The following is a 24,183-nucleotide window of genomic DNA, read 5'->3' as shown; positions in this document are numbered from 1 at the left end:
GCCTTGCGGCTCTTACGGCGCGAGACGGGTTTGTGGCCCTTTCCTATCGTCGCTCGCATCCTGGACGTGGAAACCTCGCGCACCGGCGCGCCCGGTAGTGTGATGCCAGGGCCGTGACTGGCGCGCTGGGATGGGACCGACCATCGGGGAGCGGCCCGTGAACTGTGTGCCGTGCGCCTGGGCCGAACCGTGCACTGCCCCTCGAGCCCGACATCACGCGGGCAGGGGAGAACCCGTCCCGGAGGTCCTTCATGCCAGAGCCCACTCATTCTTCCTCCTCTGCGTCCACCGGTCTGTCCACTGAGTCCGTCGCCTTCCGCAGCGCCCTCGACGTGATCCGGAGTGTGGAACCCCGGGTCGCCGACGCCATCGGCCAGGAGATCGCCGACCAGCGCGAGATGCTCAAGCTGATCGCCAGCGAGAACTACGCCTCTCCGGCCACCCTGCTGGCGATGGGCAACTGGTTCAGCGACAAGTACGCCGAAGGCACCGTCGGCCGTCGCTTCTACGCGGGCTGCCGCAACGTCGACACCGTCGAGTCCCTGGCCGCCGAGCACGCGCGCGAACTCTTCGGGGCCCAGCACGCGTACGTCCAGCCGCACTCCGGCATCGACGCCAACCTCGTCGCCTTCTGGGCCGTCCTCGCCGACCGCGTCGAGGCCCCCGCCCTGCAGCGGGCCGGCGTGCGCAACGTGAACGACCTCGGCGACGCCGACTGGGCCGAACTGCGCCAGGCCTTCGGCAACCAGCGCATGCTCGGCATGTCCCTGGACGCCGGCGGCCACCTCACCCACGGGTTCCGGCCCAACATCTCCGGCAAGATGTTCGACCAGCGCAGCTATGGCACCGACCCGGCCACCGGACTCCTGGACTATGAAGCGCTGCGCGCGACGGCCCGCGAGTTCAAGCCGCTGATCATCGTCGCCGGATACTCCGCGTACCCGCGCCTGGTGAACTTCCGCATCATGCGGGAGATCGCCGACGAGGTCGGGGCGACGCTGATGGTCGACATGGCGCACTTCGCCGGCCTCGTCGCCGGCAAGGTCCTCACCGGCGACTTCGACCCGGTGCCGCACGCCCAGATCGTCACCACGACCACCCACAAGTCGCTGCGCGGCCCGCGCGGCGGCATGGTCCTGTGCGACGACTCGCTCGCCGACCAGGTCGACCGCGGCTGTCCGATGGTGCTGGGCGGCCCGCTGCCGCACGTCATGGCAGCCAAGGCCGTGGCCCTCGCGGAGGCCCGCCGCCCCGACTTCCGCGACTACGCCCAGGCCGTCGTCGACAATGCCCGCGCCCTCGCCGAAGGGCTCACCCGACGCGGCGCCACCCTGGTCACCGGTGGTACGGACAACCACCTCAATCTGATCGATGTCGCCACCTCCTACGGTCTGACCGGCCGTCAGGCCGAGTCCGCGCTCCTTGATTCCGGCATCGTCACCAACCGCAACGCGATCCCCGCCGATCCGAACGGCGCCTGGTACACCTCCGGCATCCGCATCGGCACTCCCGCGCTCACCACCCGCGGCCTGGGCGCGGCCGAGATGGACGAGATCGCCGCACTCATCGACCGTGTCCTCACGGCGGCCGAGCCCGGCACCACCAGCAAGGGCGCCCCCTCCAAGGCCCAGCACGTCCTGGAGACCAAGGTCTCCGACGAGGTGTCGCAGCGGGCCGCCGACCTTCTCGCCGGCTTCCCGCTCTACCCCGCCGTCGACCTCACCTGAGTGCTGACCGCCGCCTCCGAACGGGATCTCCCAGCAGGAGGCGGCGGCGTCGATGAGCCCAAGGCCCTGCTCCTCGCGGCGGTCACATGTCCCGCAGCTCCTGCCGAGGCCCTGGCTCCCTGCGCCCGCGCGCCGGAGCGAACGTCTCCGGCAGACGTATGAGCAGCGGCCGCAGCAGCAGGGCTGCCGCTGCCCCGGCGGCCAGACCGGGCAGCGCCCACCACCAGTCGGTTCCCCCGCCCTGCGATGTCGACGCGGTCGCGGCCGGCGCGGTGGCATCGGTGCCCGGATCCGCCACGGCCGGAGCCGCGGATGTCTCCGGGGTGGGAAAGATGGGTGAGACGCCTCCTGGCACCCGCTTGCCCATCACGCCCAACTTGCGCAACAGCGCCCGCAGTTCAGCCGGCTTCTGGGCCTTGTGCCAGTAACCGTTGTACGACTTCGGGACGCTCGTGGACGTGTGGATCCAGACGTCCATGCTGCGCGGAGTGTCCGGGTAGACCCGGTCCACGCGCCATGGCTGCACGTCATGGATCATCCACGTCACATTGAGCTGCCGTCCCGCAGCGACGCCGAGTCCGGGAGGCACGGTCTCCTGTCCCATGTCTGACTCGCCGAGCAGGGCGCTCAGTTGGTCGTACGCCTTGTCACTGAAGTAGAGCGACTTGCTCTGCAAGCTCTCCGGCGACACGACGAGGACGCTCGTCGGTCCGCCGGCCACAGCTTGCGTCCCACTCAGAAGGATCATGGCCAGTGCGGCTGTCAGCGCTGCGGCCAGCGCCGCCCATCTCCGTACCGTACGCATCCGAACCCCCAGCCGATCTCCGGCGCGGCCCCTCCGCGCTGGTTTCACTTCTGGTACACCGCTCGAGCGGTCCGGGTTCCCAATCCGGCGGCACGTCTTTCGACGCCAGGACAGGCTCTAGCGCGGTTCGCGAACCGATCTGGCGACCTTCAGCGCCTCGTCCTGGGACGCGATCCCTTCCAGGCGCAACGTGAGCCGGCCCTCGGACGTCCACAGCAGAGTCGGTCCAGCCGTCCGCTCCGTCCGCTTCCACTGGTCGCCCTGTGGGTCGAACATCCAGAAGGTCAGTCGGTGCTCGCCGGTGAACCACAGTCCGGTGTCGCCACGCACCGTCACCCAACGGGGCGGAACCGGGATCGTCTTGGCGAAGCCGATGTCCAGCGTGGCCGGATACTCGTCGAGCCGTATCGTCCGACCCGTCTCGCGCCAGCACAGGGTGAGCAGAGCACGATGGCCCGGCTCGCCGGTGACAGAGATTCCGTCGGGCGACCCCAGCTCGGTCGGGATCATCGGCCGAAACCCTGCCCGGCGCACAGCCTGCTCCATGGAGAGGGAGGGGCTGCAGCCAGGGATCTGGGCACCGGTCGACGGCGTCGCCGAAGGGTCGTAGCGCACTTCGACGCCGCCGAAGCCGAACCAGTCCGCGACCGCGGCCCGCACCGGAGGCGTGAGCACGGCGACCGTCGCCACGCCGCACAGGGCAGCGGTGAGCACGCGCCGGCGCAGTCGCGCCCAGCGTCGTATCCGGCGAAGGAGCCGTCGAGGCCCTGGCGGCTCGGCGACAGGCGTGGGCACACGCTCGGCGAGTATCTGCGCCAGGACACGCTCCGCCATCGTCTCGCCCGCGCCGTCCGACCCCTCCATGAGGCGACCCAGCGAGCGCAGCTCGTCGGGCAGCCCCGGGTCCTCATCGCGCCGCTCGCCCACGTCTGTCACCTCCCTTCCTCAGCCGCTGCGCCGGTACCGATGAGGAATTCTGTCCCGCGGGCAGCAACTGGCCGAGCTTGTGCAGCGCACGATTGAGCCGGGACTTGACCGTGCCACGCGGCCAGCCGAGTGCCTGCGCCGTCTCCACCTCGTCCATCTCCAGCAGATAGCGATAGGTGACGACGAGCCGATGCTCCTCGCTCAGCAACTCCAGCGCGGCCAGCAGCTCCGACCGGCGTTCTATCTCGATCGCGGCGACCGCCGGGTCGGCCGCCTCCGGTATCAGCGGCTCGGCCTCGGCCATCGCGGCCTCCCGGCCGACGGCGGAGCGATGCCGCCCTGCCGATCTCACTGTGTTCCTCGTCTCATTGGCGACGATCTTGAGCAGCCACGGTCGGAAGGCCGAGCCGTCCCTGAATCGTCCCAAGCTGCAATACGCCTTGAAGAAGGACTGCTGTACGACGTCCTCCGCGTCCGCCCCTGCGCCCAGCGCTGTCGCTGCGCGCAGGGCGATCCCGGTGAAAGCGCGGACCAACTCCGCGTACGCCTCCGGCTCTCCGGCGCGCACGCGGGCGATCACCGCACCCTCGTCGACGACGCGGCCCCCCTCCAGGACTTCCCCCTGTGCCCTCACACCTTTGATACACCGGCCGAGGGTGATCGGTTCCCACCCGTCACGCACGAGTTCTCACAGCCCGTCACGCGTTGGCCCGCGGTGAGCGCACCACGTCCCTGCTTGGCGTGCACGCGTCGCACACCGGGCCCCGAGCAATGAGAGACACCTGAGAGAATGAGGGGCATGGCCTCTGACAGTCCTCGTGTGCTCTCCGGAATCCAGCCCACCGCAGGCTCGTTCCACCTCGGCAACTACCTCGGCGCGGTCCGCCAGTGGGTGGCGCTGCAGGAGTCCCATGACGCCTTCTACATGGTGGTGGACCTGCACGCGATCACGGTTCCGCAGGATCCGAAGGAACTGCGTGCGAACACGCGTCTTGCCGCCGCCCAGCTCCTGGCCGCCGGCCTCGATCCGGAGCGCTGCACGCTGTTCGTCCAGAGCCACGTCCCCGAGCACGCTCAGCTCGCCTGGGTCATGAACTGCCTCACAGGCTTCGGCGAGGCCAGCCGTATGACCCAGTTCAAGGACAAGTCCGCGAAGCAGGGTGCCGACCGTGCGTCCGTCGGCCTGTTCACGTACCCGATCCTGCAGGTCGCGGACATCCTGCTGTACCAGGCCAACCAGGTTCCGGTCGGCGAGGACCAGCGGCAGCACATCGAGCTGACCCGTGACCTCGCGACGCGCTTCAACGGCCGCTTCGGTGACACCTTCACGATCCCGGCGCCGTACATCCTCAAGGAGACGGCCAAGATCTACGACCTTCAGGACCCGTCGATCAAGATGAGCAAGTCGGCGTCGACGCCGAAGGGCCTCATCAACCTGCTCGACGACCCGAAGACCACCGCCAAGAAGGTCAAGAGCGCGGTCACCGACACCGAGACCGTCATCCGCTTCGACGCGGAGAACAAGCCGGGTGTGAGCAATCTCCTCACCATCTACTCCACCCTCACCGGCACCGGTATCCCGGAACTGGAGCAGAAGTACGAGGGCAAGATGTACGGTGCGCTCAAGACGGACCTGGCCGAGGTCATGGTCGACTTCGTGACGCCGTTCCGGACCCGCACGCAGGAGTATCTGGACGACCCGGAGACGCTCGACTCGATCCTGGCCAAGGGCGCGGAGAAGGCGCGGACCGTCGCCGCCGAGACCCTTTCCCAGACGTACGAGAAGGTCGGCTTCCTGCCCGCCAAGCACTAGCCGCACCAGCTGCACGTCCCGCCCGCACGCCCACCACACGACGAAGGAGTACGACGTGGGGACCGTAACGATCGGCGTTTCGATCGCGGTCCCGGAGCCTCACGGCAGCCTGCTCCAGGAGCGGCGTGCGGGCTTCGGTGACCCCGCGGCGCACGGCATTCCCACGCACATCACCCTGCTCCCGCCGACCGAGGTGGAGGCCGGGGAACTGGCGGCGATCGAGGCACATCTGGTGGAGGTCGCGGGTCTGGGACGCCCCTTCGCGATGCGGCTCTCGGGGACGGGAACCTTCCGCCCGCTGTCGCCCGTTGTGTTCGTACAGGTCGTCGAGGGCGCCGAGGCCTGTACCTGGCTGCAGAAGCAAGTGCGCGACGCGTCGGGGCCTGTCGCGCGTGAGCTGCAGTTTCCGTACCACCCGCATGTCACCGTCGCACACGGCATTGTCGAGGAAGCGATGGACCACGCCTTCGAGGCGCTGGCCGACTATGAGGCGGCTTGGCCCTGCCAGGGCTTCGCTCTCTACGAACAGGGTGCGGACGGTATCTGGCGCAAGCTGAGGGAATTCACCTTCGGCAAGCCCGTGCTTCCGGCCCAGGGTGCCGATCGCACGATGAGTGGGCGCCGACTGCCCACGCGCTGATCCGGGCCGGGGGCGGCGTCGACCACCACGACGGCGTGCACGCGCCTGTTGGCCGTCCAGGGTCACCGGGCGCCGCCTCCGTCACCTTCGCGGTGCGGTTCCACCCGGTTCCCCGTGTACGCGCGTGTCAGACCGGAAGCTTGCGGAACACCGGACGTGGCACGTGCCGCAGTGCCGACATGACCACCCGCAGGGTCCCCGGCACCCACACCGTCTCCGACCGGCGCCGCAGCCCGATCTCGATGGCCTGCGCCACCGCCTCCGGCGTCGTGGCCATCGGCGCCTCCGCCATTCCTGCCGTCATCTTCGACCGCACGAACCCCGGCCGCACCACCATGACGTGGACACCCGTGCCGTGCAGTGCGTCCCCCAGCCCCTGTGCGAAGGCGTCGAGACCCGCCTTGCTCGACCCGTAGATGAAGTTGGCGCGACGGGCCCGCTCGCCCGCGACGGACGACAGCACGACCAGCGAACCATGCCCCTGGGCCTGCAGCGCCCGAGCGCACACGAGCCCCGCCGAGACGGCGCCGGTGTAGTTCGTCTGCGCGACGCGCACCGCCGACATCGGCTCGCCCTCGTCCCGGGCCTGGTCCCCGAGGATGCCGAACGCCAGCAGCACCATGTCGATGTCGCCTTCCGTGAAGACCTTGCCGAGGAGTTCCTCGTGGGACTCCGCGTCCAGGGCATCGAACGGAACCGTGCGGGCGTCGGCCCCCAGGTCGCGCAACTGGGCCGCGGCACTGTCGAGCGCGGGCGACGGACGGCCCGCGAGCCACACGGTGCGGGTGCGCCGGGCGACGAGACGGCGTGCCGTCGCGAGCGCGATCTCGGATGTGCCGCCGAGGATCAGCAGGGACTGGGGGGTGCCGAAGGCGTCCTTCATGAGAACCAAACTCCAATGAGCTGGGGGCTGGTCGGCGGCGTGGCGGAGCCGGCCGAGTGTGCCGGATGCGGAATTCGAGGATCGGGATCGGGAACCTGGTCGGCCCGAGCGGTGTATCAGAAGTGACGAAGGCGCGGAGGCCCGCACCAGGGGAATCGGGAGGGATGGCGGGATGGTCAAGTGGCAGCGGAACTGGGTGAGTTGAGTCGGATGCGAACGGATCAAAGGAGGGGCGGAGCCCGTTGGAGGGGCCGTGAGCACGGTTGCGCGCGCAGGCAAGGGGTGGCCGCGGCGGCTCCGGCACGCCTCAAAGGTCCAGTCGACGTGACAGGTCAGAGCGGAAGACGCCCCGTGGGTCCAGCCTCGCCCGCAAAGACCGGAAGTCGTTCAGGCGCGGATACATGGCGGACAGGAGTTCCGGACGCAGGCGAGAGTCCTTGGCGAGGTAGATGCGCCCGTCCGCGGCGGCCACCTCCTCGTCGAGCTCGTCGAGGAACGCGCCGAGTTGCGGCAGGTTCGCGGGGATGTCGAGGGCCAGGGTCCAGCCCGGCATCGGGAAGGAGAGCCAGCCGGGGTCCCCGTCACCGAAGCGCTTGAGGACCGCCAGGAAAGAGGGGCAGCGGCGGTCCGAGATGCGCTGCACGATCCGCCGGAGTGCCTCTTCCTTGCCGTATCCGATGACGAATTGGTACTGCACGAAGCCGCTGCGCCCATAGATGCGGTTCCAGTGCGGGACCCCGTCGAGGGGGTGGAAGAACGTGGAGAGCTTCTGGATCTCGCCGACGCGCGACTTGGGGGCCTTGCGGTACCACAGCTCATTGAAAAGGCCGACGCTCGTGCGGCCCAGCAGTCCTTCGGGCAGGAAGGAGGGAGCAGAGGGCAACTGCCCTGGGCGGAAGGCCAGAGGGGCGCGGCGTGCGCGGGTGGGCAGGGCATCCAGAGGTGCGTGGTCCCCGCGGGTGAGGACGGAGCGGCCCATCGACGCTCCGCGGGCCAGCAGGTCGATCCAGGCGACCGAGTAGCGGTAGCGGTGATCGGTGGCGGTGAGGCGGGCCATCAAGTCATCGAGATCCGTGGCACGTTCGGTGTCGACGGACATCAACGAGGTCTCGACGCGCTGCAGTTGCACGGTCGCGGTGAGGATGACTCCGGTCAGACCCATGCCGCCGGCCGTGGCGTCGAAGAGTTCGGTGCCGCGTTCGACGACATGGACCTCGCCGTCCGCGGTGAGGAGCTCCAGCGCGAGGACGTGGCGGGAGAAGGAGCCGGAGACATGGTGGTTCTTGCCGTGGATGTCGGCGCCGATCGCTCCGCCGACCGTGACATAGCGAGTGCCGGGGGTCACGGGGACGAACCAGCCGAGGGGAAGGAGCACTTCCATCAGACGATGCAGGGAGACTCCCGCGTCGCACAGCACGGTGCCGCCGTCGGCATCGATCGCGTGGATCCGGTTCAGGGCCGTCATGTCCAGGACGGCGCCGCCCGCGTTCTGAGCCGCATCGCCGTAGGCCCGTCCCAGGCCGCGGGCGATGCCGCCACGGCGACCAGGCGCGGCGCACTCGCGGACCGCCGCCACGGTCTCCTCGTACGAGCGGGGGCGCACCAGATGCGCCGAGGTGGGGGCCGTGCGACCCCACCCGGTGACGGGCACGGTGTCGTACCCCGGGTGTGTGGGGAGGCGGGATGCCGTGCGGGGAGGGGTGGCCGCCGTCGAGGAGTGAGAGCCCGGTGCCGAAGCGGGAGTTGGCGCCGAGACCGAGGGCGACGCTGGTGGTGTCGCAGCCGTGGTCGAGCGGGCGGATACGGATGCGGAAGGGGGGCCGGACGGAGGGGCGGCGACGGGTGCGGGCACGGAAGTGGAGGTGGATACAGGGTCGGCAGCCATATGCGTGACCGTATCGTCCGAAGTGAGAGGCTTTGCTCTAAACCTAGTGGACCCTCACCGAAATGGGTGATTGAGCGGGTGTCACTCTAAATTGCCCAAGCTGTGGGCGATTTGGGACTCAGAGTGGGCCACATGGACGACATGGACCACCGATTGCTGTCGGCGATGCGCGACTGCGGCAGCGACCGCCGTGTGGCTTCAGCCGCTCGTGCGCTGTCGTGGGCCGGTGAGCACGGGGCGCTGTGGCTGGCTGCCGGGCTGGTAGGAGCCGCCACCGACCGGGAGAGGCGTTCGGCGTGGCTGCGCGGGACGGTTCTCATCGCCGGTGCGCACCTGGCCAGCATGGGCGTGAAGCGGGTGGTGCGTAGGCCGAGACCCGGCGTCGATGCGGGTATTGAGCCGCTGGTGCGGACGGCGGGCAAGCACTCGTTCCCCAGCTCGCATGCGACATCGGCTGCTGCCGCGGCGGTCGCCTATGGAGCGTTGAGGCCGGCGGGAGCCCACCTGGTGCCGCCACTGGCTGCCGCGATGTGTGTCTCGCGGATGGTCGTCGGCGTTCACTATCCCTCCGACGTCGCGGCGGGCGCCGCGTTGGGGGCGCTCACGGCGCGGCTCGGCGTGCGCTGGATGACCGGGGGTGAGTCGCGATGACGGAGCGCATGGAGCGTGCGGACCAGCGGCGTGGCACACCCGAAGAGGTCGGTGAGATGGGCGAGTTGGGTGGGCCAGGTGTCACTGGGGCGCCCGATGAAGGGCTGGACGGTCGAGGGGGTGAGGAAGGAATGGTGACGGGAAGCGGAGTCCGGCTGGTCGGGGCAGCCCGGGGCGGTGCCGGTGCTGCGACGGCGGTGCTGGAGCGGCCGCGGGATCCGGTGGCGGCGACAAGTGCGGCGCTGTCGCGTGGGCTGCCCGCCGGATTGCTGCGGACGGCGAGGCCCCGGCAGTGGGTGAAGAACGTGCTGGTGGTGGCTGCGCCGGCGGCTGCGGGTGAGTTGTTCTCACAGCACGCGATGACTCAACTGGCGTTGGTGTTCGTGCTGTTCACGGCGGCCGCCTCCGCGGTGTATCTGATCAACGACGCGCGGGACGCGGAGGCGGACCGGGCCCACCCGGTGAAGCGGAACCGCCCGGTGGCCGCAGGGCTGGTCCCCGTGCCGGTCGCCTACGCAGTCGGGGGAGTGCTGGCCGTGCTGGCCCCGGCCGCGGCGGCGGTGCTGTGCAACCCCGTGACCGCGGCGCTGCTGACCGCGTACGTCGGCATGCAGTTGGCGTACTGCATCAGCCTCAAGCACGTACTGGTCGTGGACCTGGTCGTGGTGACGACCGGGTTCCTGATGCGGGCGATGATCGGTGGGCTCGCGCTCGGGATTCCGCTGTCGCGCTGGTTCCTGATCACCACGGGGTTCGGTGCGCTGTTCATGGTCTCGGCCAAGCGGTACTCCGAGGCGGTCCAGATGGCGGGCAAGGCGGGGGCCACGCGGGCTCTGTTGACCGAGTACACGACCGGCTATCTGCGGTTCGTATGGCAGTTGGCGGCAGGGGTGGCCGTGCTCGCGTACTGCCTGTGGGCGATGGAGGAAGGGGGTGTCGCGCGCAGCAGCCTGTTGCCGTGGCGGCAGTTGTCGATGGTGGCGTTCATCGTCGCGGTCCTGAGATACGCGGTCTTCGCCGACCGGGGCACGGCCGGTGAGCCGGAGGACGTGGTGCTGCGCGACCGGGCGCTGGCCGTGATCGGGCTCGTGTGGCTGGCGATGTACGGGCTCGCGGTCGCCGACTGGTGAGCGGCGAGAGCGTGAAGCGGTCGGGAGGCCGTGAGGGGAAGGGTGAGAGGGAGGGCGCGTGCGGCGCGACGCCTCATGCCGGGGCGGAAGCGGAAGCGGAAGCGGTGCACGGAGGGGGAGCGGCGGAAGCGGAAACGGAAGCGGTGCACGGAGGGGGAGCGGCGGAAGCGGTGCGCGGCGGGGGAGGGGTGGAAGCAGTGCGCCGAGTGGAAGCGCGGGAAGTGGGGGACGTGGTGAGTGCTCGGAGTGGAGTGGGCCAGCGAGTACGGGAGTTGGGGCCCGAGCTGATGGGGTTCGCGGCGGTCGGAGTGTGCGCCTACGCGGCTGATCTGGGGGTCTTCGTGTGGTTGCGCGGGGGTGCCGGGATGGATCCGCTGTCGGCCAAGGCCCTGTCGTTTGTGGCGGGTTGCTCGGTGGCGTATGCGGGGAACGCCCTTGGCACCTACCGGAGAAGGGCGGCCGGAGTATCGCGGCTGCGGCAGTACGGGGTGTTCTTCGCGGTGAACGTGGCGGGGGCCCTGGTGCAGTTGCTGTGCCTGGGGGTGTCGCACTACGGGCTTGGACTGACCTCGCCGCGGGCGGACACGATTTCGGGTGCGGGAGTGGGGATGGCCTTGGCCACCATGGTGCGGTTCTGGGGTACCCGGACCCTGGTCTTCGGTGCGAGACCGCGTGAGTGGCCGGTCGGCGAGAGGCCGGTAACCCAGAGACCGGCCGATGAGCGGCCGGCCGGAGCGAGACCGGTTGAACCGGTCGACCAGGGCAGGCTGAGATCATGGACTGGCTGACAAGACTCCCCGTTGTCGGGCCGATGGTCGCCCGGCTGATGCGAACGCATGCCTGGCGGGCCTACGAGCGGCTCGACGAGGTGATCTGGTCGCGGCTCGCGGCGGCGATGACCTTCATCAGCTTCCTCGCCCTGTTCCCGCTCCTCACGGTGGGTGCCGCGGTTGCCGCCGGCACGCTCGGTGCCGACCGGCAGCAGAAGCTCGAGGACACCATCAGCGATCAAGTTCCGGGCATCGCCGACCAGTTGGACCTCGGGGCGCTGATCGACAACGCGGGGACGGTCGGGGTCGTGGCCGGAGCGCTGCTGTTGTTCACCGGTGTCGGCTGGGTCGGGTCGATAAGGGGCTGCCTCCGGGCGGTGTGGGAGGTGCCGGACGAGGAGGAGAACCCGGTCCTGCGCAAGCTCAAGGACGCCGGAGTGCTGGTGGGGCTCGGGGGTGCGGGGCTGGCCTCGGTGGTGGCGTCGACGTTGGCGTCTACGGCGGTGGGGTGGTCGGCGGATCAGCTGGGGATCGACAAGGCGGGGTGGGGCGGGGCGCTGCTGCAGACCGTGGCGTTCGGGATCGCGGTGCTGGCGGACTTCCTGTTGCTGTTGTACGTGCTGACGTTGCTGCCAGGGGTGCAGCCGCCGCGGCGGGATCTGATCACTGCGGCGTTGATCGGGGCCGCGGGGTTCGAGCTGCTGAAGCTGTTGCTCGGCGGCTATATGAAGGGCGTCGCGGCGAAGAGCATGTACGGGGCGTTCGGGACGCCGGTCGCGTTGCTGCTCTGGATCAACTTCACGGCGAAGCTGGTGCTGTTCTGTGCGGCGTGGAGTGCGACGGGGAGCGCTGCCGCGCAGGAACGGGGGGAGGAGGACGCGCAGGAGGAGCAGGAACAACGGGAGGAGCCGGAGGGAGAAGGGGGCCCCGAGTCCGACGGTGGCGCCGAGCCTCGCACCCCTGCGGTTGAGGCTCATCCTCCGGGCCGCCGAAGCAGCTGAGGTTGGGAGGCGAGGCGGGAACGGTCGGTGTCAACGGTCGGTGTCAGGCGGCCCACTGCGGGGACGTGACAGGCCCTCGGCGTCGGGGAGTTGAGCGAGTGGGCCCGGGCAGGGCCCGGCTCCGGCCAGGATCGGCCCGGCCACGACCAGCTGGCCAGGATCGGCCCGGCCAGGATCAGCCCGGCCGTGAGTGACCAGCCCAGCCAGGGACGGGCACTCCGGCCGCGGCCGAGGGCGATCCACCCCGGGTCGGCCGCCTCGGTCAGGTCAGTTGCCCTCGGGCCAGTCCCGCTCGGGGCAGCCACCCTCCGGGCAGGCACCTTCGGGGGGTCAGCCACCCCCGAGTCAGTCACCTTCGGGGGGGGGGCAGCCACCCCCGGGCCAGCCACCTCCGGGCCAGCCACCCTCCAGACGGCCACCCCGGGTCAGTCACTCTCCGGACAGGCACCTTCGGGGGTCAGCTACCCCGGGCCCAGCCACCCTCCGGACAGTCACCCCTGGGTCAGCCACCCTCGGGTCAGTCACCCTCCGGACAGTCACCCGTGGGACAGCCACCCCTGGGTCAGCCACCCTCCGGACAGTCACCCTCAGGACCGGCCCCCGTCCGCCCCGTCGATCACCCCTTGACCCGGACCGGCCACTTCTTGCGGACCACGAAGACCGCGGCGGCCAGGGCCACCAGGATGCCGCCCGTGATGGCGAGGGCGATGCCGATGCCGCTGGAGCCGTTGCTGGAAGCCTCGGCGTGGGCCGCGGGCTTGGCGGGGCCTGCGTCGCCCTGGGGGCTGGCCGAGCCGGCGGCGCCGGAGCCGGGGGCCGCGGCGCTCTTCGGGGCGACGAGGGAGCCGACTGGGGTGACCTTCCCGGCGGCCTGGAAGCCCCAGTCGAGGAGGCGGGCGGTTTCCTTGTAGACGGCGTGGCTCTCCTTGCCGTCGGGGTTCATGACGGTGACGAGGAGGACCTTGTTGTTCCGCTCGGCGACGCCGGTGAAGGTGGCTCCGGCGTTCGTGGTGTTGCCGTTCTTGACGCCGGCGATGCCCTTGTAAGGGGAGAGGTCGCCGTCGCCGGTGAAGAGGCGGTTGGTGTTCTGGATCTCGAAGGTCTCGCTGGTCTTGCCGTTCTTCTGCTTCTTGGGCAGCTTGGCGGTGACCGTGGAGCAGTACTCCCGGAAGTCCTTCTTCTGCAGCCCGGAGCGGGCGAAGAGGGTCAGGTCGTAGGCGGAGGAGTGCTGGCCCGGTTCGTCGTAGCCGTCGGGGCTGACGACGTGGGTGTCGCCCGCCTGCAGTTCCACCGCGTGGGCCTGCATGTCCTTGACGGTCTGCGGGACGCCGCCGTTCATGGCGGACAGCACGTGCACCGCGTCGTTGCCGGAGCGGAGGAAGACGCCGAGCCACAGGTCGTGGACGGTGTACGTGTAGTTCTCCTTGATGCCGGCGATGCTGGAGCCCGCGCCCATGCCCTGCAGGTCGGAGAGGGCGACCTTGTGGGTCTGCGTCTTGGGGAACTTGGGGAGCACGGTGTCCGCGAAGAGCATCTTCAGGGTGCTGGCGGGCGGGAGTTCCCAGTGCGCGTTGTGTGCGGCGAGGACGTCGCCGGACTCGGCGTCCGCGACGATCCAGGACTTCCCGGTCAGGTCCTTGGGCAGGACGGGGGCGCCGCCGGCCAGGTTGACCTGGGTGCCGGGCCTGCCGAGCTGGGCGCCGCCGATCGTCGACATCTGCGCCGGAGGCTTGTCGTCGGCGGATGCCGGGGCCGTCGCCGTGAGCGACAGCGCGGAGGCCGTGAGCAGCACCGCGGAAGTCGACAGGAGCGCGGACCGCAGTGGGGCGGCCGGGCGCGCGGACTTCTTCGTGGCGGACTTCTTCATGTACGACATGTACGACGCATGGGAGGCAGGCACGGTCGGAAACGTACATGTACCCGGCCCGTAAGTCTCCGCCGAGGTGATCTGTGTCTTGCCGTCCCCACCCCGGCGGCGGTGCGCGAAGGCGGCTGGCGATACTGAACGTATGAAGCTCAGCCGCCCCGTCTCCTGGTTCCTGCTCGCCTTCGGGGTGTGGAGCTGGATCATCTGGATCACTTTCGTCAAGAACCTGTGGAAGGACGGCAGCGGCCTCGCCTTCGACGATGCCGGGGACCCGACGGCGTACTTCTGGGTGCATCTGACGCTCGCCGTCGTCTCCTTTGTCTTGGGGACGGTGGTCGGAGGCATCGGGTTCCGTGGAGTGCGTGCGCTGCGGCGGACTTCATAGACGTCGCACGTCACATCGACGTCGCACGTCGCACGTCGCATTTCATAGGCGTCGGACTTCATCGACTCATAGGCGTCGGACTACATCGACATCGGACGTCGTAGACAGAAGCGGGCGAGGTTCTCGTGGTCGTCGTCTTCGTGGTGATCGACGTGGTCGTGCTGGCAGCGCTCGTCGGGCTGCACTACTACGCGTGGCGCCGGCTCGTGCGGGACACGACTGCGGGGCCAGGGCCGGCCCGGCGTCTGGGCACGGTGGTGTTCGTGGCGGGGCCGGTGCTGATGTGCGCGGCGTTGGTCGCGGAGCGGGCCGGGGCGCCGTTCCTGTTGCAGCGGATTCTGGCCTGGCCGGGGTTCCTGTGGATGGCGTTCTCGCTCTACCTGGTGCTCGCGCTGCTGGTGGGGGAGGTCGTGCGGCCGGTGCTGCGGCGGGTGCTCGATCGCAAGGCGCCGGTTGCGGCGGGCCCCGCGCCCGTACCGGAGATGCAGCCGACCCCGAACTCCTCACACCAGTCCCCGGAGCCGGCCCCGAACCCCTCACAGCAGTCCCCGGAGCCGACCCCGAACTCCTCACACCAGTCCCCGGAGCCCCCGGCCCACTCGGCGTCGTCGCCCCAGGACCCCACCCGTCGCCTCCTCCTCGCCCGCACCATGGCGGCAGCCACCACCGTCGTCGCCGCGGGCGTCGTGGGCAACGGGGCGTACGGGGTGCTGCGGGGGCCGAAGGTGAAGCGGGTGACCGTTCCGTTGGCCCGACTGCCGCGTGCGGCCCATGGGTTCAGGATCGCGGTGGTCAGCGACATCCACCTCGGCCCGGTGCTCGGCAGGGGTTTTGCCGAGCGCGTCGTCGACACCGTCAATGCCACGCAGCCCGATCTGATCGCGGTCGTCGGTGATCTCGTCGACGGGAGCGTGGCGGATCTCGCCCCGGCCGTGGCGCCGCTCGCCCGGCTCAGGGCGCGCCACGGTGCGTACTTCGTCACCGGCAACCACGAGTACTTCTCCGGCGCGGACCCCTGGGTGGCGCACGTGCGGGAGATCGGGCTGCGGCCGCTGGAGAACGCCCGGGTCGAACTGGGCGCCTTCGACCTCGCGGGCGTCAACGACGTGTCCGGGGAGAACTACGGAGCGGGACCCGACTACGCGAAGGCGCTCGGTGACCGCGACCCCGCACGTGCGGCCGTCCTCCTCGCCCACCAGCCCGTGATGATCCACGAGGCCGTCAAGCACGGGGTGGACCTGCAGTTGTCCGGGCACACGCACGGCGGTCAGCTCTGGCCGGGCAACTTCATCGCGGACGCGGCGAATCCGACCCTCGCGGGCCTCGAGCGTTACGGCGACACCCAGCTCTACGTGAGCCGGGGCGCGGGCGCCTGGGGCCCGCCGGTCCGGGTCGGTGCCCCCTCCGACATCACGGTCGTGGAGCTCGCCTCGAAACAGGCTTGAAATGCCGTTGCGCACACCGGGGCCCCGTATGGGCCGGACAACGTGGAACTACCTCACGGACCTCCCTTCCCCCACCCCGAACTCCTGTGATTCAGTGACCTCTGTCACTGGGGAGTGACGCGGGGAGGGACACCGATGCGCACGGTTCGCTGGCGGATCATCGCCACGCTCATGGTGCTGGTTGCGGCCGGGCTCGGCGGCTGGCAGCTGTTGCCGAAGAAGGACGATCCGGGCCGGACCGTGGCGGTCGGCACGACGGACGCCGTCACGTCACTGGACCCTGCCGGTGCGTACGACGCGGGGTCGTGGGCGCTGTACAGCAACGTGTTCCAGTCATTGTTGACCTTCACCCCGGGTGCCACCACGCCCGTGCCCGATGCCGCGCGCAGCTGCCGGTTCGTGGGCTCGGGGCTGCGGACGTACCGCTGTGAACTGCGCGAGGGCGTCCGCTTTCCGAGCGGCCGCGCGATGACCGCGCAGGACGTGAAGTACTCCTTCGACCGGGTCAGGAAGATCAAGGCGAAGGTCGGCCCGGCCCCGCTGTTCGACACGCTCGGCACCGTCGAGGCGAGCGGCCGCACGGTCACGTTCAAGCTCTCCTCGCCGGACGCCACGTTCCCGTTCAAGGTCGCCACGGGCGCGGGCTCGATCGTCGACCGGGACACCTACCCGGAGGACGCGCTGCGCGGGGGCACCTCGGTGGACGGCACGGGCCCGTACACGCTGAAGACGTACAAGGCGGGCAGCGAGGCCCAGCTCGTCCCCAACTCCCGCTACAAGGGCGCCGCGCAGGTCCCCGACCACCCCACCACCGTGCGCTACTACAAGGAGTCCGACGCGCTCGAGTCCGCGTGGAAGGCGCACGCCGTCGACGTCGCGGCGCGCCAGCTGCCGCCGTCGATGCTCGCGACGCTGTCCACGAGCGACCCGAAGCAGCGCCTCACCGAGGTCGACGGCGCGGAGACCCGCAACCTCGTGCTGAACGTGCGCGGCGGTAAGCCGCTGCACGACAAGAAGGTGCGGCAGGCGCTCGCGGCGCTGCTCGACCGGGACGAGCTGGTCGAGTCCGCGTACAAGGGGACGGTCGACTCGCTGTACTCGCTGGTGCCGCGCGGCATCACCGGGCACACGACCGCGTTCTTCGACGCGTATCCGAAGCCGGACGTGGCGCGGGCGCGCGAGCTCCTCGCGCAGGCCGGGGTGAAGACGCCGGTGAGGTTCGAGTACGCGTACTCGCGCGGCGCCGCGTCCAAGGCCGAAGCCGCGGAGGTGAAGCGGCAGTTGGAGGCCTCGAAGCTGTTCGAGGTCACGACGAAGTACTACGACTGGACGGACTTCCAGGAGCGTTACGCCGCCGGGAAGCTGGACGCGTACGCGCTGGGCTGGCTGCCCGACTTCCCGGATCCGGACACGTTCACCTCGGCGCTCGTGCGCACCGGGTCCGGCATGCACAACGGGTACAGCAACAAGGCCGTGGACGCCCTGATCGTCTCCAGCCAGCAGTACGAGGACCGCAGCCGCACCCTCAAGGACTTCCGCAAGCTGCAGCAACTCGTCGCCGACGACGTGCCGATCCTCCCGCTGTGGCAGCGCAAGGAGTACGTGCTGAGCACGGAGGACATCACGGGCGGCCAGTATCTGTCGGACGGGGCGGGCGTGTTCCGCCTGTGGCGGCTCGACTGGATCTGACCGCGCTCCCACCACGCATCATGTGCACCGTTGCCCCGACGCTGCATCATGTGTCGAACCTGTGTTCATGATGCGGAGGAGGTGGCTACGTGTGTTGCGGCGCAGTGCGTTCAGACTGCCCCGACATCCGGCCTCGGTGGGGGTGGCGCGGCTGCGCGTGCGCGAGCACCTCGCAGTCTGGGGCCACTCGGGACCGGCGGACGCGTTCGACACCGTCGTCCTGCTCGTCTCCGAGCTGGCGACGAACGCGATCCGGCACGGACCCCTGCGCGAGCGGGAGTTCGAGGTGGCGGTGACGGTCCTCGCGGACGGCTCGTGCTTCATCGAGGTGTCCGACGAGTCCACGGCCGACCCCGAACCCCGGCCGACGCGCACCCCCGACGACGAGACCGGCCGCGGCCTGCACCTGGTCGACGCCCTCTCCGAGGCGTGGGGCGTGTGGCACCGGGGTCGTTACGGAAAGACGGTCTGGGCGCTGGTGCGCTCCTGACCCTGCTCCATGTTCGTCAAGGAGTCGGGCCCTGACCCCGCCCTCTCTGCAGTCGGCTCCCCCTCCGCGCCGGTCCCGTCCGGCAGCGCAACGGTCACCGCAAGACCCTCCCCGGGCGCCGTCCGCACCGTCACCTCGCCCCCGTGCGCCGCCACCACCCCCTGCACGATGGCCATGCCGAGCCCGCTGCCCGCGCCCCCGCCGGCCCGGAAGAAGCGGTCGAAGACCCGCGCGGCGTCCTCCTGTGACAGCCCGGGGCCCTCGTCGGCGACGCAGAGCCGCACCACTCCCGCCCGTCGCGTCACGGACAGCGCGACCGGCGTCTCCTGCGGCGTGTGGACGCGTACGTTGGCCAGCAGGTTGGCCAGGACCTGGCGCAGCCCCGACTCGTCGGCGCGTACGAGCACCGCCCCCCGGGCGGAGACCGTCACGGGACGCTCGGGCTGCTGCACCCGCAGGTCGTCCGCCGCGTCGCGCACCAGGCGGCTCAAGTCGACGTTGGCGAAACGCAGTTCGGGCCGCTGGTCGAGGCGGGCCAGGGTGAGCAGTTCGTCGACGAGGCGCTGCATGCGGTCGGCCTCGGCGGTCATCCGGCGCAGGGCGCGGGCCCGCTCCTCAGGGTCGCGGAGCATGCCCTTGTCGTAGAGCTGGAGGTAGCCGCGGATCGCGGACAGCGGCGTACGCAGTTCGTGCGAGGCGTCGGCGACGAAGCGGCGCAGCTGCGAGGTGCTGCGCTCGCGCGTCTCGAAGGCCGACTCGACCTGGTGGAGCATGGAGTTGAGGGCGAGCCGCAGCTGCTCGGTCTCCTGGACGGGCGCGCGGCTTGACGGCACGCGCAGCGTCAGATCGCCCTCGGCGATGGCGGACGCGGTCTCCACCATGTCCTCCAGGGGGCGCAGGCGCCGGTGCGCGCCGATCATGGTGAGCACGGCGAGCAGCAGCAACAGGGCGACGCCGACGGCCAGATCGAGCTTCAGCGCCTTGTGCAGGGCGGACTGCACGGCGCCCGTGGACGTGGCCATGAGGACGGTGGTGTCGTCGGCGAGGTGCGCGCCGACGACGCGGTACGGGTCGCCGTCCACCGTCAGGTCGCGCACGGTGTCGTCGCGCGCGAAGGCCTCCGGGTCGGTGACGGAGGTGACGGCGGCCGCGAGCGCGCGCTGGCGCGGTGTCGGCGCCAGCGAGCCGACGGCGACCGGACGCCCCTCCTTGCCGACGGCCACGAACAGCGAGTCGGACCGCGGCAGCGAGCCGGGCGCCCCCGAGCCGCCGTCCCCGGAGACCTTGTCCAGGGCGATGCCCAACTGGCTGAGGACCTGGACCTGTTTGAGGGTGATGCCGGTGCTCTGGATCGAGGACCGGGAGCTGCGCAGCTCCCGGTCGACGTTTCCGACGAGGTAGTGGCGCAGGCCCATCAGGCTCACCGCGGTCGCGGCGGCGATGCCGAGCGCGAGCAGTGCCACGCTGGCGAGCGTGAGCCCGCCGCGCAGCGAACGCATCCCGCGCCTGCGCCGCCTCACAGCGCGGCCAGCCCGTAGCCGACGCCGCGCCGCGTCGTGATCAACGGCGGCCCCAGGGCGTCGAGTTTGCGCCGCAGGTAGCTGATGTACGTCTCGACGACGGTCGACTCGGCGGTGGCCGCGTGCTCGTACTGCCACACGTGCCGCAGCAGTTGCTCCTTCGGCACGATCCGGCCGCCGTTGCGCACGAGGAAGCGCAGGAGCGCGTACTCGGTCGGCGTCAACTGCACGGCCCGCCCTGCCCGTTGGGCGGTGTACGTGGTCTCGTCCAGCTCCAGGTCCCCGTACGTCAGCGGCGGCCGCTGCGGCAGGACGTCGGCGGGCCGCCGGGTGCGGCGCAGCACGGCCCGGACGCGGGCGATCACCTCGTCGACGTTGAACGGCTTCGTGATGTAGTCGTCGCTGAAGCCGAGGGCGCCGACGACCTCGGCGGGGGAGTCCCGCGCGGTCAGGAAGACGAGCGCCAACTCGGGCTGTCGCAGCCGCAGTTCACGGCCGAGGGCGCGGCCGTCGCCGTCCGGCAGCATGATGTCGAGCAGCGCCGCGTCGGGCCTGGTCCGCTCGGCGAGCGCGAGGGCGCGCCGCACGGTGCCCGCGGTCATCACCTGGAAGCGGTGGTAGCGCAGGGCGATCGCGAGGACGTCGGCGATGCTCGGCTCGTCCTCGACGACGAGCACCGTGGCGGTCGCGTGTTCGGGGGTTTCCTGTTCAGGGTCCGTGCCGTTGACCGTCATGAGCCCAGTATCGGCGCGCGCCCGGCACCGGTGACCTCCGGCCTCCTTGGAGTTCCTTGAGAGTCATGGTGGCGGACGGCCAACGGCAGCCCCGGCGTCGGATGCTGAGGCTCGACGCCCGGGGGACGCCGACGCATCGACAAGGAGCGAGCACGTGACGACATTGGCACGGTGGTGCTTTCGGCACCGGCTTGTGGTCCTCGTGCTGTGGCTGGGGGCGCTGTTCGGCCTCGGGGCCACGGGCACGGCGGCAGGGACCGACTACTCGAACGTCTTCTCCCTGCCCGACACCGATTCGAAGACCGCGTACGACCTGATGGCGAAGGCGTTCCCGGAGCGTTCCGGCGACACCGACACCATCGTGTGGAAGGCGACGGACGGCGCCCGGGGCTCCGTGCGCGACGAGGCGGTGCGGTCCCGGATCGAGCCCGCGCTCAAGGAGATCGCCGCCATGAAGGGCGTCGGCGAGGTGGCGGGCCCGTACGGGAACCCGCAGGGCGCGGCGCAGATCAGCAAGGACGGCACCATCGCCTATGCGCAGGTGACCTTCACCGAGCAGGCCAACGACGTGCCCAAGCAGCTCGTCCAGGACGTCGTCGACCGCGCGCAGGCCGCCGAACGCAGCGGTCTCCAGGTCGAGTTGGGCGGCCAGGCCATCACCCGGATCCAGGAGCCGCCGCAGGGTCTGTCCGAGGCGGTCGGCATCGTGGCCGCGGCCGTCGTGCTCTTCCTCGCCTTCGGCTCGCTGTTCGCGATGGTGCTCCCGATCGTCGTCGCGATCATGGGCGTGGGCACCGGCATGATGACGACGATGCTGCTCAGCCACGTCACGAACGTGCCCGAAGTGGCCCCGCTGCTCGGCTCGTTGATCGGGCTCGGCGTCGGCATCGACTACGCCCTCTTCATCGTCACCCGGCACCGGCGCGGCATCCAACGCGGCCTGGAACCCGAGGAGTCGGCTGTCCAGGCCCTCAACACCTCAGGCCGCGCCGTCCTGTTCGCGGGCGGCACCGTCTGCATCGCCCTCGCCGGCATGCTGGTGATGAACCTGCGCTTCCTCGACGGCGTCGTCATCGCCACGTCCCTCACGGTCGTGCTCTCCGTCCTCGCCGCGGTCACGCTGCTGCCCGCGCTCCTCGGCCTGCTCGGCCCGCGCGTCCTCAGCCGCCGCCAGCGCCGCAAACTCGCCGCGCAGGGGCCCGAGTCGCCCGAGGCGAGCGGACTCGCGGCGCGCTGGTCCTCGTACGTGCAGAAGAGGCCGCGGACGATCGGCGCGGCGGCCGTCGTCGTCATGCTGGTCCTCGCGATCCCCGTCCTGTCGCTGCGCCTGGGCGCCACCGACCAGGGCAACCACAAGAAGTCGACGACGACCCGGCAGGCCTACGACCTGCTCGCCGAGGGCTTCGGGCCCGGCTTCAACGGCCCGCTCCAGGTGGTCGTGCCGGGCGGCGCGGACGCCTCCGCGCTCGTGGCGAGGATCCGTACGACCGAAGGGGTCGCGCAGGTCGCGGCGGCGCCGCCCGCGCACGGCGTCTCCGTCGTCCAGGTGGTCCCGACGACGTCACCGCAGTCGGCCGACACCGACGACCTCATCGACCGGCTGCGCGACGACGTGATCCCGCAGGCCGGAGTCGAGGCGCACGTCGGCGGCGTGACGGCCGTCTTCAAGGACTTCGCGTCGGTGACGGGCGACCGGCTCCCGTACTTCATCGGCACGATCATCGCGCTCGGCTTCCTGCTGCTCCTGATCGCGTTCCGCTCGCTCGTCGTCCCGCTGACGGCGGCGCTGATGAACCTGATCGCGGCCGCGGCCTCGTTCGGCGTGCTCGTCGCGATCTTCCAGTGGGGCTGGGGAGCGGAGGCGCTGGGCCTCGGCAAGTCCGGACCCATCACGGCCTTCCTCCCCGTGATCATGCTCTCGCTCCTCTTCGGCCTGTCCATGGACTACCAGGTGTTCCTGGTGAGCCGGATGCACGAGGAATGGGTGCACACGAAGGACAACGCGCGCTCCGTCCGCGTCGGCCTCGCCGAGACCAGCCGCGTCATCAACTGCGCGGCCCTGATCATGGTCTGCGTGTTCTCCGCGTTCGTCCTCAGCGGCGACATGGAGGGCGCGATGGCGGGCATCGGCCTCGCGGCGGCGGTCGCCCTCGACGCGTTCGTCCTGCGCACGGCGCTGGTCCCGGCCGCGATGCACCTGCTCGGCCGTGCCAACTGGTGGCTGCCGAAGGGGCTGGAACGCCGCCTGCCGCACCTGGCGGTGGAGCCCCGCGAGACCCCGCAGGCGCCGCCCGTGCCGCAGCCGCGCACCGAGGCGTCCGGCACCACGGTCGTGCACGGCTTCCTGCGCACCCTCGACGGCGGCCCGCTGGCCGACGCGGCGGTCACCCTGATCTCCCGGGGCGGCCGACAGCTCGACCGCGTGACGTCCCTCGCGGACGGCTCGTACATCGTCTCCGTGCCCGCTCCCGGGGCGTACGTCCTGGTGGTGACGGACCGTCAACAGGCGCCGGTGGCACGGCACATCACGGTCGGGGACGAACCGCTCGTGTACGACGTGGAGCTGCCGGACGACGTGGACGCGACACCCTAGGGCCCGTCTCTCAGGCCCGGCGCCGGCGGCCCGACGGCCTGGCCCGCCGCCGCAGCGCCCACAGGCCGCCGCCCGCCACGGCCGCGAGAGCGGCCGAACCGCCGAGCGCCCAGTCGTCGCCGTGCGAACCGCCGGAGGCGACCGGGCGCGCGGCGGAGGCGCCGGCGGCGGGCGACGCCGACGAGCGTTTCGGCTGCTCGCTCAGCGGCGTGACGAGCTCGCCGACCGCGCTCGCCCTGTCGCCTGCCGCGAAGCCCCAGTCGAGCAGCGCGGCCGTCTCCTCGTAGACCGCCTCGTAGCCGGACTTCGGGTGCATGACGGTGACCAGGAGGGTGCGCCCGTCGCGGGTCGCGGCGCCGGTGAAGGTGTTGCCCGCGTGCGAGGTGTAGCCGTTCTTGACGCCGATGAGCCCCTCGTACGCGGCCACGCCCTGCCCGGTCAGCAGGCGGTCGGTGTTCTGGATCTGGAACGTCTTCCTGCCGCCCGCCGGGAAGTCGGCGGTCTTCGTGGCGCAGTAGCCCCGGAAGTCGTCGTTCTTGAGGCCCGCGCGGGCGAACAGCGTGAGGTCGTACGCGGACGAGAGCTGCCCCGGGTGGTCGAAGCCGTCGGGGCTGACCACATGGGTGTCGCCCGCCTGCAGGTCCTCGGCGCGGGCCTGCATCGCCGCGACCGTCTTGTCGACGCCGCCGTACATGTGGGCCAGCACGTGCACCGCGTCGTTGCCGGAGCGCAGGAAGACGCCCTGCCACAGCTGGTGCACGGTGTACGTCGTCCCGGCCTGGATGCCGACGAGGCTGGAGCCCGCCGGTATCCCGGCCAGGTCCTCGGCCGTCACCTTGTGCTTCAGGTCATGCGCGAACGAGGGCAGCACCGTGTCCGCGAACAGCATCTTCAGCGTGGAGGCGGGCGGCAGCGCGCGGTGGGCGTCAAAGGAGGCGAGCACCTCGCCGCTGTCGTTGTCGGCGATCAGCCAGGACCGCGCGTTCAGCTTCGGCAGCTTCGGCGCCCCCGAGCCGAGCCGCACCTGGACCCCGGACGAGGCGAGCCGCTCGCCGCCGACGGCACTCGCGGCGGACGCGCGCTGCGCGGGCAGGGCGAGGGCGGCGGCCGTACCGAGGCCCATGCCGAGGGCGGCACGGCGGCTGAACCGGGGCGATCGTGGGGACGAGGGTGTGCCGGGCATCCCGTGACCGTACCGGCCCAAGCTGAGGCAAAGGTAAGAGGGGTC

At 70.7% G+C, this 24,183-nt stretch carries 21 protein-coding genes and 1 riboswitch; of the genes, 12 read left to right on the top strand and 9 right to left on the bottom strand.

The features are described 5' to 3' along the window. Positions 1-103: 103 nt before the first annotated feature. Positions 104-190: riboswitch (ZMP/ZTP riboswitch) on the top strand. A 61-nt stretch (positions 191-251) separates the two neighbouring features. Continuing rightward, positions 252-1,727 carry a glycine hydroxymethyltransferase gene (locus ACIBUY_RS19210; protein ID WP_365577846.1) on the top strand — a complete coding sequence of 492 codons (1,476 nt, stop codon included), beginning with the start codon at positions 252-254 and terminating at the stop codon, positions 1,725-1,727. A gap of 82 nt (positions 1,728-1,809) precedes the next feature. On the opposite strand, the gene ACIBUY_RS19205 is transcribed toward ACIBUY_RS19210, so the two are convergent. The 3 genes from ACIBUY_RS19205 to ACIBUY_RS19195 all read right to left on the bottom strand — a co-directional run bounded on the left by ACIBUY_RS19205 (position 1,810) and on the right by ACIBUY_RS19195 (position 4,039). Beyond that, on the bottom strand, positions 1,810-2,418 hold the full coding sequence (locus ACIBUY_RS19205; protein ID WP_365577848.1) for a hypothetical protein: 609 nt from the start codon (positions 2,416-2,418) through the stop codon (positions 1,810-1,812). A gap of 231 nt (positions 2,419-2,649) precedes the next feature. Then, positions 2,650-3,468 carry a hypothetical protein gene (locus ACIBUY_RS19200; RefSeq protein ID WP_365577850.1) on the bottom strand — a complete coding sequence of 273 codons (819 nt, stop codon included), beginning with the start codon at positions 3,466-3,468 and terminating at the stop codon, positions 2,650-2,652. Then, positions 3,440-4,039 (bottom strand): sigma-70 family RNA polymerase sigma factor, encoded by a 600-nt coding sequence (locus tag ACIBUY_RS19195; protein ID WP_365577852.1) that lies wholly within the window; start codon positions 4,037-4,039, stop codon positions 3,440-3,442. Before ACIBUY_RS19195 ends, ACIBUY_RS19200 begins: the two co-directional genes overlap by 29 nt. 219 nt (positions 4,040-4,258) lie before the next feature. Here ACIBUY_RS19195 and trpS point away from each other — a divergent pair, with 219 nt between their 5' ends. Together trpS and ACIBUY_RS19185 are read left to right on the top strand one after the other, a co-directional pair. Continuing rightward, on the top strand, positions 4,259-5,272 hold the full coding sequence (gene trpS, locus ACIBUY_RS19190) for a tryptophan--tRNA ligase (RefSeq protein WP_365577854.1): 1,014 nt from the start codon (positions 4,259-4,261) through the stop codon (positions 5,270-5,272). 55 nt (positions 5,273-5,327) lie between these two features. Continuing rightward, positions 5,328-5,912: a 2'-5' RNA ligase family protein gene (locus ACIBUY_RS19185; protein WP_399153124.1), complete on the top strand. Its 585-nt coding sequence runs from the start codon at positions 5,328-5,330 to the stop codon at positions 5,910-5,912. A 127-nt stretch (positions 5,913-6,039) separates the two neighbouring features. Here ACIBUY_RS19185 and ACIBUY_RS19180 read toward each other — a convergent pair whose 3' ends face one another. Beyond that, positions 6,040-6,795 carry a decaprenylphospho-beta-D-erythro-pentofuranosid-2-ulose 2-reductase gene (locus tag ACIBUY_RS19180; RefSeq protein ID WP_399153123.1) on the bottom strand — a complete coding sequence of 252 codons (756 nt, stop codon included), beginning with the start codon at positions 6,793-6,795 and terminating at the stop codon, positions 6,040-6,042. Positions 6,796-7,102: 307 nt separating this feature from the next. After that, a complete protein-coding gene (locus ACIBUY_RS19175; protein WP_399153122.1) occupies positions 7,103-8,446 on the bottom strand; it encodes an FAD-binding protein in 1,344 nt (447 codons plus the stop codon). 366 nt (positions 8,447-8,812) lie between these two features. On the opposite strand from ACIBUY_RS19175, the gene ACIBUY_RS19170 reads away from it, so the two are divergent. From ACIBUY_RS19170 to ACIBUY_RS19155, 4 genes are all read left to right on the top strand, one after another. Beyond that, positions 8,813-9,331 carry a phosphatase PAP2 family protein gene (locus ACIBUY_RS19170; RefSeq protein ID WP_365577862.1) on the top strand — a complete coding sequence of 173 codons (519 nt, stop codon included), beginning with the start codon at positions 8,813-8,815 and terminating at the stop codon, positions 9,329-9,331. Between the two features lie 131 nt (positions 9,332-9,462). Continuing rightward, a complete protein-coding gene (locus ACIBUY_RS19165) occupies positions 9,463-10,461 on the top strand; it encodes a decaprenyl-phosphate phosphoribosyltransferase (RefSeq protein WP_399153121.1) in 999 nt (332 codons plus the stop codon). A 287-nt stretch (positions 10,462-10,748) separates the two neighbouring features. Beyond that, entirely contained in the window at positions 10,749-11,249 is a 501-nt protein-coding gene (locus ACIBUY_RS19160) for a GtrA family protein (protein WP_365577922.1), read from the top strand. Further along, complete coding sequence (locus ACIBUY_RS19155) at positions 11,237-12,232, top strand: YihY/virulence factor BrkB family protein (RefSeq protein ID WP_365577866.1); 996 nt, start codon at positions 11,237-11,239, stop codon at positions 12,230-12,232. The genes ACIBUY_RS19160 and ACIBUY_RS19155 overlap by 13 nt, the downstream gene beginning before the upstream one ends. Positions 12,233-12,848: 616 nt before the next feature. Here ACIBUY_RS19155 and ACIBUY_RS19150 read toward each other — a convergent pair. Beyond that, entirely contained in the window at positions 12,849-14,099 is a 1,251-nt protein-coding gene (locus tag ACIBUY_RS19150; RefSeq protein ID WP_365577924.1) for a D-alanyl-D-alanine carboxypeptidase, read from the bottom strand. 142 nt (positions 14,100-14,241) lie between these two features. Between ACIBUY_RS19150 and ACIBUY_RS19145 the strand changes: the two genes are divergently transcribed. From ACIBUY_RS19145 to ACIBUY_RS19130, 4 genes are all read left to right on the top strand, one after another. Continuing rightward, positions 14,242-14,484 (top strand): SCO4848 family membrane protein, encoded by a 243-nt coding sequence (locus ACIBUY_RS19145; protein ID WP_365577868.1) that lies wholly within the window; start codon positions 14,242-14,244, stop codon positions 14,482-14,484. A gap of 125 nt (positions 14,485-14,609) precedes the next feature. Next, positions 14,610-15,929, top strand: coding sequence for a metallophosphoesterase (locus tag ACIBUY_RS19140; protein ID WP_399153120.1), 1,320 nt, complete (start codon positions 14,610-14,612; stop codon positions 15,927-15,929). 135 nt (positions 15,930-16,064) lie between these two features. Continuing rightward, entirely contained in the window at positions 16,065-17,618 is a 1,554-nt protein-coding gene (locus tag ACIBUY_RS19135; protein WP_365577872.1) for an ABC transporter substrate-binding protein, read from the top strand. 91 nt (positions 17,619-17,709) lie between these two features. Next, on the top strand, positions 17,710-18,108 hold the full coding sequence (locus ACIBUY_RS19130) for an ATP-binding protein (protein WP_399153119.1): 399 nt from the start codon (positions 17,710-17,712) through the stop codon (positions 18,106-18,108). On the opposite strand, the gene ACIBUY_RS19125 is transcribed toward ACIBUY_RS19130, so the two are convergent. After that, positions 18,072-19,607, bottom strand: a complete 1,536-nt coding sequence (locus ACIBUY_RS19125) for a HAMP domain-containing sensor histidine kinase (protein WP_365577876.1) — start codon at positions 19,605-19,607, stop codon at positions 18,072-18,074. The genes ACIBUY_RS19130 and ACIBUY_RS19125 overlap by 37 nt on opposite strands. 17 nt (positions 19,608-19,624) lie before the next feature. Continuing rightward, entirely contained in the window at positions 19,625-20,362 is a 738-nt protein-coding gene (locus ACIBUY_RS19120; RefSeq protein ID WP_365577878.1) for a response regulator transcription factor, read from the bottom strand. A gap of 163 nt (positions 20,363-20,525) precedes the next feature. Between ACIBUY_RS19120 and ACIBUY_RS19115 the strand changes: the two genes are divergently transcribed. Further along, positions 20,526-22,955 (top strand): MMPL family transporter, encoded by a 2,430-nt coding sequence (locus ACIBUY_RS19115; RefSeq protein ID WP_365577926.1) that lies wholly within the window; start codon positions 20,526-20,528, stop codon positions 22,953-22,955. A 10-nt stretch (positions 22,956-22,965) separates the two neighbouring features. Here ACIBUY_RS19115 and ACIBUY_RS19110 read toward each other — a convergent pair whose 3' ends face one another. After that, positions 22,966-24,138 carry a D-alanyl-D-alanine carboxypeptidase gene (locus ACIBUY_RS19110; RefSeq protein WP_365577880.1) on the bottom strand — a complete coding sequence of 391 codons (1,173 nt, stop codon included), beginning with the start codon at positions 24,136-24,138 and terminating at the stop codon, positions 22,966-22,968. Positions 24,139-24,183: the final 45 nt, after the last annotated feature.

Origin of the sequence: Streptomyces sp. NPDC050085, from assembly GCF_044460595.1 — a bacterium.
Lineage (GTDB): Bacteria > Actinomycetota > Actinomycetes > Streptomycetales > Streptomycetaceae > Streptomyces.
Note: the sequence above shows the minus strand (reverse complement) of the source record. Positions and strands in the feature narration are given on the sequence as shown.

What these genes read in the sequence shown, in the direction of transcription:
- ACIBUY_RS19210 (WP_365577846.1), top strand. Translation starts at nt 252, where the DNA reads ATGCCAGAGCCCACTCATTCTTCCTCCTCTGCGTCCACCGGTCTGTCC.
- trpS (WP_365577854.1), top strand. Translation starts at nt 4,259, where the DNA reads ATGGCCTCTGACAGTCCTCGTGTGCTCTCCGGAATCCAGCCCACCGCA.
- ACIBUY_RS19180 (WP_399153123.1), bottom strand. Translation starts at nt 6,795, where the DNA reads ATGAAGGACGCCTTCGGCACCCCCCAGTCCCTGCTGATCCTCGGCGGC.
- ACIBUY_RS19170 (WP_365577862.1), top strand. Translation starts at nt 8,813, where the DNA reads ATGGACGACATGGACCACCGATTGCTGTCGGCGATGCGCGACTGCGGC.
- ACIBUY_RS19165 (WP_399153121.1), top strand. Translation starts at nt 9,463, where the DNA reads ATGGTGACGGGAAGCGGAGTCCGGCTGGTCGGGGCAGCCCGGGGCGGT.
- ACIBUY_RS19160 (WP_365577922.1), top strand. Translation starts at nt 10,749, where the DNA reads ATGGGGTTCGCGGCGGTCGGAGTGTGCGCCTACGCGGCTGATCTGGGG.
- ACIBUY_RS19155 (WP_365577866.1), top strand. Translation starts at nt 11,237, where the DNA reads ATGGACTGGCTGACAAGACTCCCCGTTGTCGGGCCGATGGTCGCCCGG.
- ACIBUY_RS19150 (WP_365577924.1), bottom strand. Translation starts at nt 14,099, where the DNA reads ATGAAGAAGTCCGCCACGAAGAAGTCCGCGCGCCCGGCCGCCCCACTG.
- ACIBUY_RS19145 (WP_365577868.1), top strand. Translation starts at nt 14,242, where the DNA reads ATGAAGCTCAGCCGCCCCGTCTCCTGGTTCCTGCTCGCCTTCGGGGTG.
- ACIBUY_RS19135 (WP_365577872.1), top strand. Translation starts at nt 16,065, where the DNA reads ATGCGCACGGTTCGCTGGCGGATCATCGCCACGCTCATGGTGCTGGTT.
- ACIBUY_RS19125 (WP_365577876.1), bottom strand. Translation starts at nt 19,607, where the DNA reads ATGCGTTCGCTGCGCGGCGGGCTCACGCTCGCCAGCGTGGCACTGCTC.
- ACIBUY_RS19120 (WP_365577878.1), bottom strand. Translation starts at nt 20,362, where the DNA reads ATGACGGTCAACGGCACGGACCCTGAACAGGAAACCCCCGAACACGCG.
- ACIBUY_RS19110 (WP_365577880.1), bottom strand. Translation starts at nt 24,138, where the DNA reads ATGCCCGGCACACCCTCGTCCCCACGATCGCCCCGGTTCAGCCGCCGT.